The sequence below is a fragment of the Massilia putida genome (assembly GCF_001941825.1).
Taxonomy (GTDB): Bacteria; Pseudomonadota; Gammaproteobacteria; order Burkholderiales; family Burkholderiaceae_D; genus Telluria; species Telluria putida.
Genome location: NZ_CP019038.1, coordinates 4806438 through 4822774 on the forward strand (window position 1 = coordinate 4806438; position 16337 = coordinate 4822774).

13 protein-coding genes and 2 rRNA genes are annotated in these 16337 nt (G+C 62.7%); 9 read left to right on the top strand and 6 right to left on the bottom strand.

Translation table 11 applies throughout. The features are described 5' to 3' along the window. Positions 1-133: 133 nt before the first annotated feature. From BVG12_RS23605 to BVG12_RS23615, 3 genes are all read left to right on the top strand, one after another. Positions 134-3026: ribosomal RNA gene (locus BVG12_RS23605) — 23S ribosomal RNA — on the top strand. Between the two features lie 123 nt (positions 3027-3149). Next, a 5S ribosomal RNA gene (gene rrf, locus BVG12_RS23610) occupies positions 3150-3262 on the top strand. Positions 3263-3459: 197 nt separating this feature from the next. Then, entirely contained in the window at positions 3460-5166 is a 1707-nt protein-coding gene (locus BVG12_RS23615; RefSeq protein ID WP_075794518.1) for a sensor domain-containing diguanylate cyclase, read from the top strand. Between the two features lie 4 nt (positions 5167-5170). Here BVG12_RS23615 and BVG12_RS23620 read toward each other — a convergent pair whose 3' ends face one another. The 4 genes from BVG12_RS23620 to BVG12_RS23635 all read right to left on the bottom strand — a co-directional run bounded on the left by BVG12_RS23620 (position 5171) and on the right by BVG12_RS23635 (position 8366). After that, on the bottom strand, positions 5171-5509 hold the full coding sequence (locus BVG12_RS23620) for a DUF1840 domain-containing protein (protein WP_075794519.1): 339 nt from the start codon (positions 5507-5509) through the stop codon (positions 5171-5173). 70 nt (positions 5510-5579) lie between these two features. Beyond that, complete coding sequence (locus BVG12_RS23625; RefSeq protein WP_075794520.1) at positions 5580-7115, bottom strand: hypothetical protein; 1536 nt, start codon at positions 7113-7115, stop codon at positions 5580-5582. Beyond that, a complete protein-coding gene (locus BVG12_RS23630; RefSeq protein ID WP_075794521.1) occupies positions 7112-7852 on the bottom strand; it encodes an ABC transporter ATP-binding protein in 741 nt (246 codons plus the stop codon). The genes BVG12_RS23625 and BVG12_RS23630 overlap by 4 nt, the downstream gene beginning before the upstream one ends. Before the next feature lies 1 nt (position 7853). Further along, positions 7854-8366 (bottom strand): hypothetical protein, encoded by a 513-nt coding sequence (locus BVG12_RS23635; RefSeq protein WP_075794522.1) that lies wholly within the window; start codon positions 8364-8366, stop codon positions 7854-7856. Positions 8367-8677: 311 nt separating this feature from the next. Between BVG12_RS23635 and BVG12_RS23640 the strand changes: the two genes are divergently transcribed. Beyond that, a complete protein-coding gene (locus BVG12_RS23640; RefSeq protein WP_075794523.1) occupies positions 8678-9637 on the top strand; it encodes a GlxA family transcriptional regulator in 960 nt (319 codons plus the stop codon). Between the two features lie 9 nt (positions 9638-9646). Here the strand turns inward: BVG12_RS23640 and BVG12_RS23645 are convergent, their stop codons facing one another. After that, complete coding sequence (locus tag BVG12_RS23645; protein ID WP_075794524.1) at positions 9647-11173, bottom strand: YifB family Mg chelatase-like AAA ATPase; 1527 nt, start codon at positions 11171-11173, stop codon at positions 9647-9649. A 153-nt stretch (positions 11174-11326) separates the two neighbouring features. Here BVG12_RS23645 and BVG12_RS23650 point away from each other — a divergent pair, with 153 nt between their 5' ends. Then, on the top strand, positions 11327-11620 hold the full coding sequence (locus BVG12_RS23650; protein ID WP_075794525.1) for a hypothetical protein: 294 nt from the start codon (positions 11327-11329) through the stop codon (positions 11618-11620). A 26-nt stretch (positions 11621-11646) separates the two neighbouring features. On the opposite strand, the gene BVG12_RS23655 is transcribed toward BVG12_RS23650, so the two are convergent. Next, a complete protein-coding gene (locus BVG12_RS23655) occupies positions 11647-11895 on the bottom strand; it encodes an accessory factor UbiK family protein (RefSeq protein WP_075794526.1) in 249 nt (82 codons plus the stop codon). Between the two features lie 267 nt (positions 11896-12162). On the opposite strand from BVG12_RS23655, the gene BVG12_RS23660 reads away from it, so the two are divergent. The 4 genes from BVG12_RS23660 to gshA all read left to right on the top strand — a co-directional run bounded on the left by BVG12_RS23660 (position 12163) and on the right by gshA (position 16266). Next, positions 12163-12909: a TorF family putative porin gene (locus tag BVG12_RS23660; protein ID WP_075794527.1), complete on the top strand. Its 747-nt coding sequence runs from the start codon at positions 12163-12165 to the stop codon at positions 12907-12909. Between the two features lie 12 nt (positions 12910-12921). Continuing rightward, positions 12922-13260 (top strand): P-II family nitrogen regulator, encoded by a 339-nt coding sequence (locus BVG12_RS23665; RefSeq protein WP_025511601.1) that lies wholly within the window; start codon positions 12922-12924, stop codon positions 13258-13260. Positions 13261-13270: 10 nt separating this feature from the next. Then, positions 13271-14821: an ammonium transporter gene (locus BVG12_RS23670; RefSeq protein WP_075794528.1), complete on the top strand. Its 1551-nt coding sequence runs from the start codon at positions 13271-13273 to the stop codon at positions 14819-14821. Between the two features lie 143 nt (positions 14822-14964). Then, a complete protein-coding gene (gshA, locus tag BVG12_RS23675) occupies positions 14965-16266 on the top strand; it encodes a glutamate--cysteine ligase (protein WP_075794529.1) in 1302 nt (433 codons plus the stop codon). Positions 16267-16337: the final 71 nt, after the last annotated feature.

Here is a 16337-nt window from a genome sequence, read left to right on the forward strand (position 1 = left end):
TTCTTTAAGCGTGTAGCTAACGAAAGTTAGATGCACACTTAGGGTAGTAATCTGTATGTATCAACAAACAAAGTAAGCTGAATCCTTGTCGATATGACGTTCCCTGACACTCATGCAGGGGCCAACGTTATAGGGACAAGCGAATAAGTGCACATGGTGGATGCCTTGGCGATTACAGGCGATGAAGGACGTAGTAGCTTGCGATAAGCTGCGGGGAGTGAGCAAACACACTTTGATCCGCAGATTTCCGAATGGGGAAACCCGGCCTTTTAGGTCATCGCATACTGAATACATAGGTATGCGAAGCGAACGCGGCGAACTGAAACATCTAAGTAGCTGCAGGAAAAGAAATCAACCGAGATTCCCAAAGTAGTGGCGAGCGAAATGGGATGAGCCTTGTACGTGATAGTCGATCGGATAGTGGAAGTCTTTGGAAACAGACGCCATAGCGGGTGATAGCCCCGTACACGAAATCCGAACGGTGGTACTAAGCGTACGACAAGTAGGGCGGGACACGAGAAATCCTGTCTGAAGATGGGGGGACCATCCTCCAAGGCTAAATACTCGTAATCGACCGATAGTGAACCAGTACCGTGAGGGAAAGGCGAAAAGAACCCCGGGAGGGGAGTGAAATAGATCCTGAAACCGTGTGCATACAAACAGTCGGAGCCTCTTCGTGGGGTGACGGCGTACCTTTTGTATAATGGGTCAGCGACTTACATTCAGTGGCGAGGTTAACCGAATAGGGGAGCCGTAGAGAAATCGAGTCCGAACAGGGCGACAGTCGCTGGGTGTAGACCCGAAACCAGGTGATCTACCCATGGCCAGGATGAAGGTGCGGTAACACGCCCTGGAGGTCCGAACCCACTAATGTTGAAAAATTAGGGGATGAGCTGTGGGTAGGGGTGAAAGGCTAAACAAACCTGGAAATAGCTGGTTCTCTCCGAAAACTATTTAGGTAGTGCCTCAAGTATCACCATCGGGGGTAGAGCACTGTTATGGCTAGGGGGTCATTGCGACTTACCAAACCATTGCAAACTCCGAATACCGATGAGTGCGAGCTTGGGAGACAGACGTCGGGTGCTAACGTCCGGCGTCAAGAGGGAAACAACCCAGACCGCCAGCTAAGGTCCCAAAGATTGGCTAAGTGGAAAACGAAGTGGGAAGGCTAAAACAGTCAGGATGTTGGCTTAGAAGCAGCCATCATTTAAAGAAAGCGTAATAGCTCACTGATCGAGTCGTCCTGCGCGGAAGATGTAACGGGGCTAAGCCAGTCACCGAAGCTGCGGATATGTTTCTTAGTATTTATACTTTGATCCATATGGTAGGAGAGCGTTCCGTAAGCCTGAGAAGGTGTCTTGTAAAGGATGCTGGAGGTATCGGAAGTGCGAATGCTGACATGAGTAGCGATAAAGAGGGTGAAAAGCCCTCTCGCCGAAAGCCCAAGGTTTCCTGTTCAACGTTCATCGGAGCAGGGTGAGTCGGCCCCTAAGGCGAGGCAGAGATGCGTAGCTGATGGGAAGCAGGTTAATATTCCTGCACCGTCGTATGATGCGATGGGGGGACGGATCGCGGAAGGTTGTCCAGCTGTTGGAATAGCTGGTTTTTGACTCATAGAAGGCGCTTAGGCAAATCCGGGCGCGTAATTCAAGGGGTCGAGACGGGTGTCCTTGCGACACGAAGCAATCGGAAGTGGTTCCAAGAAAAGCCTCTAAGCTTCAGTCATACGAGACCGTACCGCAAACCGACACAGGTGGGCGAGATGAGTATTCTAAGGCGCTTGAGAGAACTCGGGAGAAGGAACTCGGCAAATTGGTACCGTAACTTCGGGATAAGGTACGCCCCGGTAGCTTGAATGGTTTACTCCATGAGGGTGAAAGGGTTGCAATAAACTGGTGGCTGCGACTGTTTAATAAAAACACAGCACTCTGCAAACACGAAAGTGGACGTATAGGGTGTGACGCCTGCCCGGTGCTGGAAGATTAAATGATGGGGTGCAAGCTCTTGATTGAAGTCCCAGTAAACGGCGGCCGTAACTATAACGGTCCTAAGGTAGCGAAATTCCTTGTCGGGTAAGTTCCGACCTGCACGAATGGCGTAACGATGGCCACACTGTCTCCTCCCGAGACTCAGCGAAGTTGAAATGTTTGTGATGATGCAATCTACCCGCGGCTAGACGGAAAGACCCCATGAACCTTTACTGTAGCTTTGCATTGGACTTTGAACCAATCTGTGTAGGATAGGTGGGAGGCTTTGAAGCGGGGACGCCAGTTCTCGTGGAGCCAACCTTGAAATACCACCCTGGTTCGTTTGAGGTTCTAACCTTGGCCCGTGATCCGGGTCGGGGACAGTGCATGGTAGGCAGTTTGACTGGGGCGGTCTCCTCCTAAAGTGTAACGGAGGAGTTCGAAGGTACGCTAGGTACGGTCGGACATCGTGCTAATAGTGCAATGGCATAAGCGTGCTTAACTGCGAGACCGACAAGTCGAGCAGGTACGAAAGTAGGACATAGTGATCCGGTGGTTCTGTATGGAAGGGCCATCGCTCAACGGATAAAAGGTACTCTGGGGATAACAGGCTGATTCCTCCCAAGAGTTCATATCGACGGGGGAGTTTGGCACCTCGATGTCGGCTCATCACATCCTGGGGCTGTAGCCGGTCCCAAGGGTATGGCTGTTCGCCATTTAAAGTGGTACGTGAGCTGGGTTTAAAACGTCGTGAGACAGTTTGGTCCCTATCTGCCGTGGGCGTTGGAAATTTGAAGGGGGCTGCTCCTAGTACGAGAGGACCGGAGTGGACGAACCTCTGGTGTACCGGTTGTCACGCCAGTGGCATTGCCGGGTAGCTAAGTTCGGAAGAGATAACCGCTGAAAGCATCTAAGCGGGAAACTCGCCTTGAGATGAGATTTCCCGGAGCCTTGAGCTCCTTGAAGGGTCGTTCGAGACCAGGACGTTGATAGGTCGGGTGTGGAAGTGCAGTAATGCATTAAGCTAACCGATACTAATTGCCCGTACGGCTTGTCCCTATAACCTTGGCAGTCATTGCCAATGCAAGGGTTCGGCTGTTTGTTGACACAACAGATTAAAACCACTTCTTCCAGATTCAGAGTGACGCATGCATTCAAGCTGCGGCACTCGTACAAGTTATGCCTGATGACCATAGCAAGTCGGTACCACCCCTTCCCATCCCGAACAGGACCGTGAAACGACTTTGCGCCGATGATAGTGCTGCAACCAGTGTGAAAGTAGGTTATCGTCAGGCTAGTTATTCCGCAGAAGCCCGCTCAGTTCAGTCTGAGCGGGCTTTTTGCTTTTGGTAACACGAAGCCCGCCCGGCCGGATCGGCACCGCCCATCCTCGCCTGAGCGGGCTTTGTGCTTTTGTAGCTCAATAAAAATATTTCTGTAACGCCACGCGTATGTACGGTAGCATTCCGGTCTTTATGTTTACGCAAACCGTATGAGCGCCTCCAGACCTTTCCGGCTCGCGGCATTGATCGTGTCGTTTGCCTGCCTGACGGTGGCGATCACGGCGTTTCTGCAACTGAGCCTCGTTGATCACTTCGCCATCCGCCACGCGTCGGAAGAAGCCGCATTACGACTGGAACAGCTGTCCTGGCAGATGCGCGATTCCCTCGACCGGACACTGGACCAGACGGTCCACGACGTGTCTTTTTTGTCGACCTCGTCGGACGTCCGCGCCGCCCGCGACCCGGCAGCAGCCAGGCAAGTGCTCGAGAATTTCCAGCGTAATTTCCCCGACTATGCGTGGATCGGCATCGCGAAACCGGACGGCAGGGTGCTGGCGGCGACCGGCGGCTTGCTGGAGAACCGCGACGTCAAGGCGCGTCCCTGGTTCCACGCAGGGCAGCTGACGGTCACCGCGGAGGACTATCACCCGGCCGCCATGCTGGGCAGCCTGTTGCCACGCGCGACAGACCCGTGGCGTTTCGTCGACGTGGCGGGACCGATCCGCGAGGCCGACGGCACAATGCGCGGCGTTCTTGCCATTCACCTGAGCTGGCAGTGGGCGCGTACGCTGGCGGAGGACCTGCTGACGCCGGCGCTGCGGGCGTACGGGGCTGAAATCATCGTCGTCCGTAGCGATGGCGTCGTGCTGCTCGGGCCGGGAGACATCCTGGAAAAGCCCATCGCGACTGAGAGCCTGCGCCACGCCCTCCAAGGCGGGACGGGGACCGTCATGGAACGGTGGCCCGATGGCCGGACGTATATGACCGGTTACAGCCTGACAGGACGCGACCGTGACCGCGCCGGCCTGCGCTGGGCCGTGCTCGCGCGCCAGACGGAAGCCGCGGCGCTCGCGTCCGCACATGAATTCGAACATCGTGTGCAGTGGTTATGCCTCGGACTGGGCCTCGTCCTCGCAGCCGCGGCGGCCCTGCTGGCGCGGCGCATCGTCGCGCCGCTCAAGGTGCTCAGCAGCGCGATCGAAGAGCTCGCTCACGCGCCCGCGCAGGGAATGCCGGCGCGGATTCCGCATATAAACAGTTTTCATGAGGCGCAGGTGCTGTCGGACGCGATGCGCAATCTCGTCGCCAGCGAACGCGCGCACCGCGACGCCCTGGAGAGGATGAATGCGCAACTCGAGGTGACGGTAGCGGCGCGCACGGCCGAGCTGCAGGAATTGCTGATGCGCGACATGCTGACCGGCTTGCCGAACCGGCGCGCGCTGATGCAGGCGTTGCCGGAGGCGATGGCGCGGGCGGGGCGTGTGGGCCGCCCGTGTGCGGTGCTGTTCCTCGATATGGACGGCTTCAAACAGGTCAACGATACGCGCGGCCACGAAGAGGGCGACGAATTGCTGCGACAGTTCGGCATGCGTCTGCTGAACGGCATCCGCGAGACCGATATGGCCGCGCGGCTGGCCGGCGACGAGTTCGTGGTCGTGCTCGAGCTGTTGACCGATGCGCAGGACGCCGAGAACAAGGCGCATGTGCTGCTGGACCAGCTGTCCCGTCCCTATATGTTGGCCGGCGGCAGCGTGCAGGTGGGCGTGAGCATCGGCGTGGCCTTGCAGCTGCCGCAAGAGCCGCAAGAGCCGGCCCGCCTGCTGGCCCGCGCCGACCAGGCGATGTATGACGCCAAACGTCGTGGCAAGGGCCGCGTCGCGTTGACGGCAGCCGAGCCCGAGCGGGAAACGTCCTAGCCGCTCAGACGCCCCAGAGCACGTCGGTGTGCTGGTCGCGCGCGGCGCGCAGCATTTCCAGCAGCGGGAAGGCGCGGGTGGAGAACGTCACGGTCTCGATCGCCTCGTGTTCGGTATCCTCTTCGTCATGATGGGCCTTGACGTCCTGCTCCATCTCGTCCGTGGCCTGGTGCTTGCGGCTTTCCTCGATCTCGTTTTCCAGCAGCTTGACCGCCCGGGGCGCTTCTTCGGCGGTGATGACGCCCAGTTCACTGTCCTTGTGCAGCAGGTCGAGAATCCGCTTGGCGTGATCCTGGTACATCATGACGTTGGGGTAGGCTTTGGATTTAAAGGTAATTAACATAGCTGTCTCATTCTATTGTGAGTGACTAAACGATAACACGAGTGGGACTTTCAGGTCAGTGCGCTCTCTCTCACATGGGGCTGCGCCGGAGCGATCGGGCGAGCAGTAATACGCCCAGTCCCGCTGCCAGCACCGCGGCGGACGCGAACACCATCCAGGTCGCGCCGTCCGTGGTCAGGGCGACGAGCAGCCAGCCGAGTCCCGCCCAGCAGAGGCTGCTGGTCAGTTCCAGCATCGTGCTCAGGAAATTTCCTTTGGCACGTGTTTTAAAATCACTGCGGGGCGCGGCACGCCCCGTCCACAACACGATCAGGCCGGCGCTCAGTACGGCCGCGCTGATCGTGAACGCGAAGAGCAGGCCGGCCAGCGGTGCGCGCACGATCAGCCACAGCAGCGGCAGCGCGACGACCAGCAGCGCCGGCATCGTGGCGGCGGCCAGCTTGGCCAACTGCACGGTGCGCCGCGGCGCCGGTGCCGCCAGCAGCAGGTCGGGCGCGTCCTCGGCCGAGATCACGATCCAGGTCAGGCTGCCTGTCAGCGAACTGCACAGCAGCGTGAGGCCGGCGCCCAGCGCGGGACCGGTCGTGTCGCCGCGCAAGATCGGCAGCAGCATGGGCACGAGATAAATCAGCTGCAGCAGCACCTGTGCGATCAGGTGCGGGTCGCGCGCGATCAAGCGCCATTCCTTGATGACGATGGTGTCGAACAGGCTGCGGCGGAAACGGAAGCGCGGGGCGTCCGCCGGACGGGCGCGCACGCGGCCGATGCCGGCCGCCTGCTGCAGTCCGTGGACGAAGAAGCGATGCGTGCGGTTCACCGTCAGCGCGAACGCGAGCGCCGCCAGCAGCGCCGCGGCTAGCAGCGGCAGAGGCGCGCCAAGGATGGCCCGGCCGGGCAGCCACAGCGCACTCCCCGGGGCGAACAGGTGCCGGTTGGCGAATATGCCGAGGAGTTGCGGGCCGGCGCTGCCGTCGTGGCGCGTGAAGTTATACGCCTGCGACAACAGGAACACGAACGCCCCGGCGATGGCGGCCACGACCTGGGCCACGACGCGCGTGCGGCGGGCGCCGAGGATGCGCACGAGGGCCAGCGTCAGCAGCATGCCGGCGCAGGCCATGAGCATGGCGCAGGCGCAGATGATCACGTACAGGCCGAGCCAGCCCGGATGCCCCAGCACCAGGGCGATGTTGGCGAAGGGGCCGCCCAGGAACAGATACGGGGTCGCGGTGGCGGCGGCGATGCCGAGCAGGCGCACGGCGAAGACGCTGCGCGATGGAAGCGGAGAAGAGAGCAACAGGTCCAGGTCGCCGCGCTCGAACATCGCCATCACGCAGCCCGACAGCGCGCTCGACAGCATGAAGGTCGCGCACACGAGCAGCATGGCGGTGAGCGGAATGGCCAGGAATACCTCGTCCATGCCGTCGCGGTCCAGCGCACGCAGCATCGCGAACGCGACCAGGTGCAGCAGGGCCGACGCGACGATCCCGACGATCATGCCGACGTTTCCCCGGCCGCGCTTGCCGTTCTTGTTCAGCCCGGTGCCATACCAGGCCATGCGCAATTCGTAGCCCAGCAGCCAGAGGATGCTTCCCGGTGCGGCATTCATCCCGGCTGCCCTTCCGTCAGTTGCAGGAACACGTCTTCCAGGCTGCCGCCTTGCGTGCGTGCGCGCAGCTCGGCCAGCGTGCCCTCGGCGATGAGGCGGCCCTGGCGAATGATGCCGATGCGTTGCGCCAGGCGTTCCGCCACCTCGAGGATGTGCGTCGTCAGGATCACGGTGCCGCCTTGCTCGACGTGCGACACGAGCAGGTCCTTCACCTGACGTGCGGCGGCGGCGTCCAGGCCGGTCAGCGGTTCGTCCAGGATCAGCAGCTCCGGATCGTGGATCAGCGCGCCGGCCAGCGCCAGCTTCTGCTTCATCCCGCGCGAAAAACCCTCGGTCAGTTCGTGCGCGTGTTTCGTCAGGTCGAGCCAGTCGAGCAGGCGGCGCGCGCGCGGTTCGGCGTCTTGCGCACGGATGCCCCACAGGCCGGCGACGAATTCCAGGTATTCCGTCGGCTTGAGTTTCCCATACAGCAGCGGATCGTCCGGCAGGTAAGCCATGCCGCGCTTGGCGCCCGCCGGATCGCGCGCGAGGTCGATGCCGAGCACCTCGACGCTGCCTTCATCGGGCGCCAGCAGGCCCGTGACCATGCGCAGCGTCGTCGTCTTGCCGGCACCGTTGGGGCCCAGCAGCGCATACAGTTCGCCGCGCCGTACCGTCAGGTCGAGACCGTCGACGGCTGGGCGGCCGAAGGATTTGCGCAACGCGGACAGGCGCAGGGCGGGAGACGCTGTAGTCATGTCAGGGCAGTTTGAAGGACGTGAGGAATTGTTCGACCTGCTCGGCCGGCAGCGCTTGTGTCTTGCCGAGCACGATCACCTGATAGAAGCGCTTGCCGCGCGATTCGAAATGGCCGACAAGGCGCATCGGCACGCCCTGGCTGGTTCCGCTGGCATCGACGTCGCGCGTGGCGCGGTCGAGGTCCGCCGTCGCCTTCTCGCTGGTGACGGTGGCGCCGATGTTGCGCACCAGCGCGACCTGCATCGCTTCCAGCGCGGCCTGGGCGCGCGCCGCATCCGGCGCCTCGGCCGCGCCGACGGCGAACGTGGCGCCGTCGATCTCGGCCGCCGTCATCGTCATGGCGACCCGCATGCCGTCCAGGTCGATGTTGCGGGTGAAGGTGCTCGGCTTGGCCGGGAACATGACGCGGTACGGGGCGTCTGGACTGGCATAGTCGCGCCAATTGTATTTGGGAGAGCAGGCCGCCAGCAGGCACAGGGCGGCCATGCGCACTACGAAGAGTCGTCTTGTCATGACGACATGGTAACAGGGCTTGCCCTGTGGCGAAACTGGGTCGCCCGTGAGTTCGATGGATATTCTCCAGTGGGCTGCAGAGGAGAGAAGTTGTCTTCCAGGATCTATGTTCACGCAAACATATTTGTCCTGAATACCAAGTAACCCTTAAATCAGGATGGTTGGTGTGTACACACCACAAATTCTTCTCCTATCTACCTTGTCAGTTGTTTTTGGCTGGGGCTAAGCTGGTGTCGTATGATTATCATCATGCACTGCAGCAGACGCTGTGATCCGGTCCATCCGGCAAGCCTAATATCACTGAGGACAACATGAAACGCAGAATCGGACTCTTGCTGCCCCCCGGCTTCCAGGCTCTGGACTTGATGGCAACGACGGTTTATGAATTCGCCAACGCCCTGTCCGACGAACCTTGTTACGAAGTCACGATCCTGTCCGAGCACGGCGGCTCGATGACCAGCTCGTCGGGCATCAACGTGCTGACGGAGGCCGTCATGCGTTACGATTACGACACCCTGCTGGTGGCAGGGCAGATGGTGCCGCGCCGTCCGTCGTCGCCGGGCTTCATCGAGATCTTGCGCCAGGCCAGCGTGCACTCGCGCCGCGTGGGCAGCATCTGCACGGGGGCGTTCCTGCTGGCCGAAGCGGGCCTGTTGGATGGCAAGCGCGCCACCACGCACTGGGCGCTGGCGCGCGACCTGCAGCGCATGTATCCGAAAGTGCGCGTCGAGGAAGACCGCATCTTCATCAATGAGGGCAATATCTGGACGTCCGCCGGTATGACCGCGTGCGTCGATCTGTGCCTGGCCCTCGTCGAAAGCGACCATGGCATCGAGCTGTCGCGCAACATCGCCCGCAAGCTGGTGGTCTACCACCGCCGCAGCGGCGGCCAGTCGCAGTTCTCGGCCCTGCTGGAACTGGAGCCGAAATCCGACCGCATCCAGCAGGCATTGGCCTACGCCAAGACCCATTTGCGCAAGCCGCTGTCCGTGGACGAGTTGGCCGAAGCGGCCAACCTGAGCACGCGCCAGTTCAGCCGCACCTTCCGCATCGAGACGGGCCAGTCGCCCGCGCGCGCGATCGAGGTGCTGCGCGTGGAAGCGGCACGCGCCATGATCGAGGGCAGCAACCACTCGATCGACGTGGTGGCGCGCGAGACCGGCTTCTCCGATCCCGAGCGCATGCGCCGCGCCTTCCTGCGCGCCTTCGGCCAGCCGCCCCAGGCCATCAAGCGCGCGGCACGCGAGCAGGCATCGGCCGGGCTCGCCTGATTCCCCGTATCAGCGATCGCGTAAGCCGCGCCGGTACTGGATCGCCTCGGCCACGTGGGCGGGCTTCACCGTCTCGGATTCCGCCAGGTCGGCGACCGTGCGCGCCACCTTGAGCACGCGGTGGTAGGCGCGCGCCGACCAGTGCAGGTGCTGCATAGCGTCGCCCAGCAGCCGCTCGGCGGCGTCGTCGAGGCGGCAGTGGGTGTCGATCTCGCGCGTCGTCAGCTTTTGATTGGCCTTGCCCTGGCGCGCCAGCTGGCGCGCATGCGCGCACGCGACTCTTTCCGCGATGGCCGCGCTCGGCTCCCCGTCGGCCAGTTGGGCCATCGTGTCCGGCGCCATCGCCGTCATGGGCACCTGGATGTCGATGCGGTCGAGGAGGGGGCCGGAAATGCGGTCCTGGTAGCGCTGGACGGCGTCCGGCGTGCAGCGGCATTTATTTGATGGATGGCCCAGCCAGCCGCACGGGCACGGATTCATCGCCGCGATCAATTGAAAGTTCGCGGGGAAGTCGGCCTGGCGGGCAGCGCGCGAGATCGTGATGGCGCCCGTTTCCAGCGGTTCGCGCAGTACTTCCAGCACCTTGCGGTCGAATTCCGGGAGCTCGTCCAGGAACAGGACGCCGTGATGGGCCAGCGAAATTTCTCCGGGCCGCGGCACTTGTCCCCCGCCGACGAGGGCCACGCCGGAACTCGTGTGGTGCGGATTGCGGAACGGCCGCCGTCGCCAACGTTCGATGGCGAAGCTGCCGGCCAGCGACTGGAGCGCGGCCGTCTCCAGCGCTTCGTCCTCGCACATCGGCGGCAGCAGGCCGGGGAAGCGGGACGCCAGCATGCTCTTGCCGGCGCCCGGCGGTCCGATCAGCAGCACGGAGTGAAGGCCCGCGGCCGCCACCTCGAGCGCGCGCTTGACCTGCTGCTGGCCCTTGACGTCGGCGAAGTCCGGGTACACGGGCGCATCATCGGACGACGCGGGCCGGTAGCGCTGCAAGCGCGCGTCGTCGGCCTTGGCGGCGAAGTGCGCACACACCTCCAGCAACGAGCGGGCGGGATAGATGGCGGCGTCCGTCACGAGCGCCGCTTCGTCCGCGTTCGCCCAGGGCAGCACGAAGGCGCGCGCCGGCGCGTCGCCATCGGTGTGCCGGCGCAGCATCGCGAAACTCATCGCCAGCGCGCCACGCACGGGGCGCAGTTCTCCCGACAGCGACAGTTCGCCGGCGAATTCATAGCCGTCCAGCGCCGCGGCCGGGATCTGTTCGGACGCGGCCAGGATGCCCAGCGCGATGGGCAAGTCGAACCGGCCCGATTCCTTGGGCAGTTCGGCCGGCGCGAGGTTGATCGTGATGCGCCGGCTCGGGACCTCGAAGCCCGAGTTCTGCAGCGCGGCGCGTACGCGGTCCTTCGACTCGCGCACCTCGGCGTCGGCAAGACCCACGATATTCATGGCCGGCAGCCCGTTGGCCAGGTGGACTTCCACGCTGACGGCGGGCGCTTCCATGCCGGCGAGGGCGCGGCTCCTGAGGACGGCGAGGCTCAATCGGGTTCCTTCAGCGGTGGACGAGGCCTCATCTTAGGCAAGCGGAACGGATGCCTGTTGAGAGGGGACAGGCATGGACACCGAACTTTTTTCGCGTGCGCTCTGGTAATGTAGCGGGCCCGGCCGCCTGGCCGGCCTTGATCCTATCGACGCATGCCCAGACTGATTCTTGCCCTGCTTGCCCTCGCGCTCCTGTTCTGCCTGCTGTGCGGGCCTGTGACGTGGGTGGCGCTGCGCCTGTGGCGGCGCGGGGATCCGGGCGCGTTCCGGCCGCTGCGGGCCGTATGGATCGCGCAAGTGGCGCTGGCGTGTGCGTTGGTCTTTGCAGCGGACAGCGCCGGGTTGACCAATCCGGTGGGCTGGATGGTGGCGATCGTGCTCGCGGTCAGCCTGGGCGGCGCGGCCTTGTTCGCGGCGTGGCGGTTGATGGTGCGGTTCGCGAGGTGAGGGCGGCGCAAGGCCGCCCGTAGGGCTCAAGCCTTGGTATCGGCGGCCGCCAGCTTTGCTTCCAGTTCGGCCACGCGCAGTTCGAGCGCGTCGAGCTTGGCGCGCGTCTTCGCCAGCACCTGGGCCTGGATGTCGAACTCTTCGCGCGTCACGAGGTCGAGCTTCGAAAAACCCTGGGTCATCATCGCCTTGACGTTGCGTTCGATGTCCTTGGCGGGCGAGTTCTCGAAGACTTCGTTGAGCTTGCCCTGCAAATCATTAAAAAAATTGTTCATTTCACACTATTCCTTGAGTCGGCGCGCCGCACCAATGTGGTGCGCATGGTCCTGAATTGGTGCGTGCACCGTGACGGCGCACGCGTCCTGGTCTCGTTTGTTTTTTGAAACCAAAAAAGTGGGGGCATAAGGCGCGAAAAACAAGCGAGTACCGGGGCCGACAAGGGGTGGCACGCATCCTGCTAATCAACCATAAACCATAACGAGGTCGCGATCCCGGATTGTAAACCGCAACTCAAGAATATGTTCAACTACAAGGGAGTGTGTATGAAGCGTCGTAACAGCAATTGGCCCCACGTTGCAGTATTGGCCGTCAGCCTGTGGAGCCTTGGCATCGGGCTGGCCGGCGCCGAGGAGCAGAAGCCGGACAATGAGGTGAGCTTCAATGCGGCGCTGACGAGCGATTATCGCTACCGCGGCATTTCCCAATCGCGTCTGGACCCCGCGCTGCAGGGCGGCGCCGACTACACCCACAACCCGACCGGCCTGTACGCGGGCACCTGGCTGTCCACCATCAAGTGGACCAAGGATGCGGGCGGCAGCGGCGACGTCGAATGGGATTTCTACGGCGGCAAGCGCGGCAACATCACCAGCGACATCACCTATGACGTGGGCGGCCTGTACTACTTCTACCCGAGCAACGGCCTGCATCCGAATGCCAACACCTTCGAACTGTACGGGCAGCTCGGTTTCGGCCCGGCCTACGTCAAGTACTCGCATTCGCTGACGAACCTGTTCGGCACGGCCGACAGCAAGGGCAGCGGCTACCTGGACATCGGCGCCAACGTCGACGTCGGCAGCGGCTTCACGCTGAACCTGCATGCCGGCCGCCAGAACGTGCGTCATAACGGTTCGCTTTCCTACATTGACTACAAGCTCGGCGTGACCAAGGACCTGGGCGTCTGCTCGGTGGCCCTGGCGTGGATCAAGGCCGACACCAGTGCCTACCGGAGCCCGTCCGCGGAAAACCTGGGCAAGTCCGCGGCCCTGCTCACTGTTTCAAAAACTTTCTGAAGAGGCAATCGTATGAAAATGATTACCGCCATCATCAAACCCTTCAAGCTCGACGAGGTGCGTGAAGCCCTCTCGGAAATCAACGTCCAGGGTATCACCGTGACCGAAGTGAAGGGTTTCGGCCGCCAGAAGGGCCATACCGAGCTCTACCGCGGCGCGGAATACGTCGTCGATTTCCTGCCGAAGACCAAGATCGAGGCAGCGGTCGACGACGCCATCGTCGACCAGGTGATCGATACGATCCAGAGCGCCGCGCGCACCGGCAAGATCGGTGACGGCAAAATTTTCGTCTCCAACCTGGAGCAGGTAGTCCGTATCCGTACCGGTGAAACCGGCAACGAAGCGCTGTAAGGGGAATCCGATGATCCACACCATCACAAAACTGATCGCAGGCGTATCCGTCGCCATGGCGCTGGCCGCATCCGCCCCGGCCCTGGCCCAGGATGCCGCCAAACCGGCAGCAATCGCCGCTGCCGCACCGGCCGCCAGCGCACCGGCCGCCCCGGCGGCCGCGGCACCGGCAGCATCGGCGCCTGTCGCTGCGGCCGCTGCCGCCCCGGCCGCCCCGGCCGCCGCCGCCGCACCGACCCCGCAGAAGGGCGACACCGCCTGGATGATGGTCGCCACCCTGCTGGTGATCATGATGACGATCCCGGGCCTGGCCCTGTTCTACGGCGGCCTGGTCCGCTCCAAGAACATGCTGTCCGTGCTGCTGCAGGTCTTCATGATCTTCGCCGTCATCATCGTGCTGTGGTGCCTGTACGGCTACTCGCTGGCGTTCACGGAGAACACCGCGTTCATCGGCGGCTTCGACCGTCTGTTCCTGAACGGCATCTGGGATCCGGCCAAGGCCACGTTCGCGACGGCGGCCACCTTCAGCAAGGGCGTCGTCATCCCCGAGTTCGTCTACGTGGCGTTCCAGGGCACGTTCGCGGCCATTACCTGCGGCCTGATCATCGGCGCCTTCGCCGAGCGCGCCCGCTTCTCGGCCGTGCTGCTGTTCGTCGTGCTGTGGTTCACGTTCGGCTACCTGCCGGTCGCCCACATGGTCTGGTTCTGGACCGGTCCGGACGCCATCACCGCCGCCACCCTCGACGCCGAGACCGCCAAGGCCGGCTGGCTGTTCCAGAAGGGCGCCCTCGACTTCGCGGGCGGCACCGTGGTGCACATCAACGCCGCTATCGCCGGCCTCGTCGGTGCAGTCCTGATCGGCAAGCGCGTCGGCTACGGCCGTGAATCGATGGCGCCGCACTCGCTGACGATGACCATGATCGGCGCCTCGCTGCTGTGGGTGGGCTGGTTCGGCTTCAATGCCGGTTCGGCCCTGGAAGCGGGCGACGTCGCCGCGCTGGCCTTCATCAACACCCTGCTGGCCACCGCCGCCGCCACCGTGTCGTGGGTCTTCGGCGAGTGGATCACCAAGGGCAAGCCGTCGATGCTGGGCGGCGCCTCGGGTGCCGTCGCCGGCCTCGTCGCCATCACCCCGGCCTGCGGCTACGTCGGTCCGATGGGCGCACTGATCATCGGCCTCGTCGCCGGCATCGTCTGCCTGTGGGGCGTGAACGGCCTGAAGCGCATGATCGGCGCCGACGACTCGCTGGACGTGTTCGGCGTGCACGGCGTGGGCGGTATCCTGGGCGCGCTGCTGACCGGCGTGTTCGCGGCACCGCAACTGGGCGGCCAGGGCATCTTCGACTACGTCACCAACAAGATGTCCGCCGATCCGTACTCGATCGCCCACCAGGTGCTGGTGCAGGCGGAAGCCGTCGGCACCACCATCGTGTGGTCGGCCGTCGTCTCGTTCATTGCCTACAAGATCGTCGACGTCGTGGTCGGCCTGCGTGTCCCCGAGGACGAGGAGCGCGAAGGCCTGGACATCACGAGCCACGGCGAGCAGGCTTATCACTCCTGATTGTCAATCCGTTAATTCGGTTCAAAAAAGCGCCTTTCGGGGCGCTTTTTTATTTCCTGAACGAATAAGGGACTTTAAAAAACGTTCGTCAGCCCCAATCTCGGCTTACCATATCGCCAAGAAGCCCGAAGGACGTCATTTTTATGGTTCCCCACCTCGCCACTGCCCTGACCGGTCCCCTGCTGGACCTGGAAAAGAAAATCCTCGAAGCCACGCCTGCCATCGAACGCTGGTTCCGCCTCGAGTGGCAGGAGCACACGCCGCCGTTCTATTGCTCGGTGGACCTGCGCAATGCCGGCTACAAGCTGGCGCCGGTGGACACGAACCTGTTCCCGGGCGGCTTCAACAACCTGTCGACCGAGATGCTGCCGCTGACGGTGCAGGCCGCCATGGCCGCGATCGACAAGTATTGCCCGGACGCCCGCAACCTGCTCTTGATCCCGGAAAGCCATACGCGCAATCCGTATTACCTGCAGAACGTGCAGCGGCTGATGCAGATTTTCCGCCAGACCGGCTTGCACGTGCGCCTGGGCTCGCTGTCGCCCGAGGTGACGGAACCGACGCCGCTTGCGCTCCCGGACGGGAATATGCTCGTCGTCGAACCGCTCGTGCGCTCGCCCAACGGCCGCCGCGTGGGCCTGGCCGACTTCGACCCGTGCACGATCCTGCTGAATAACGATCTGTCCGCCGGCATCCCGAGCATCCTGGAAAACGTCCACGAACAGTCGCTGCTGCCGCCGCTGCACGCCGGCTGGGCCGTGCGCCGCAAGAGCAACCACTTCAAGGCGTTCGACGAGGTCGCGAAGAAGTTCGGCAAGCTGATCGACATCGACCCATGGCTCGTGAACCCGCTGCACAGCAAATGTGGTGAGGTCGACTTCCAGGAAGGCGTCGGCATGGAATGCCTGGCCGACAACGTGTCGGCGCTGCTGTCGAAGATCAAGAAGAAGTACAAGGAATACGGGATGAAGGATCAAAAACCCTTCGTCATCGTCAAGCCGGATGCCGGCACGTACGGCATGGGCATCATGACCGTCAAGGATGCGAGCGAGGTCAAGGACCTGAACCGCAAGCAGCGCAACAAGATGTCGGTCATCAAGGATGGCGTCACCGTCACGGACGTGATGATCCAGGAAGGCGTGCCCACGTTCGAGTCGATCAACGACGCGGTGGCGGAGCCGGTCGTGTACATGATCGACCGCTACGTCGTCGGCGGCTTCTACCGCGTGCATGCGGAGCGCGGCGTCGACCAGAACCTGAATGCGCCGGGCTCGCAATACGTGCCGCTCGCGTTCGCGCAGCAGCATGCCGTGCCGGACCTGAAGGCTAAGCCGGGCACGGCCGCGCCAAACCGGTTCTATGTGTACGGCGTCGTGGCGCGTCTCGCGCTGCTGGCGGCGTCGCTGGAGCTGGAACGGACCGATCCGGATCCGGAGATTTATTAAAGGCACGTCGAAAAACCCGCTGCGCGTTGCATATCTGGTCTGCGATGCGCCGCTACGGCGGACCGGCTGTA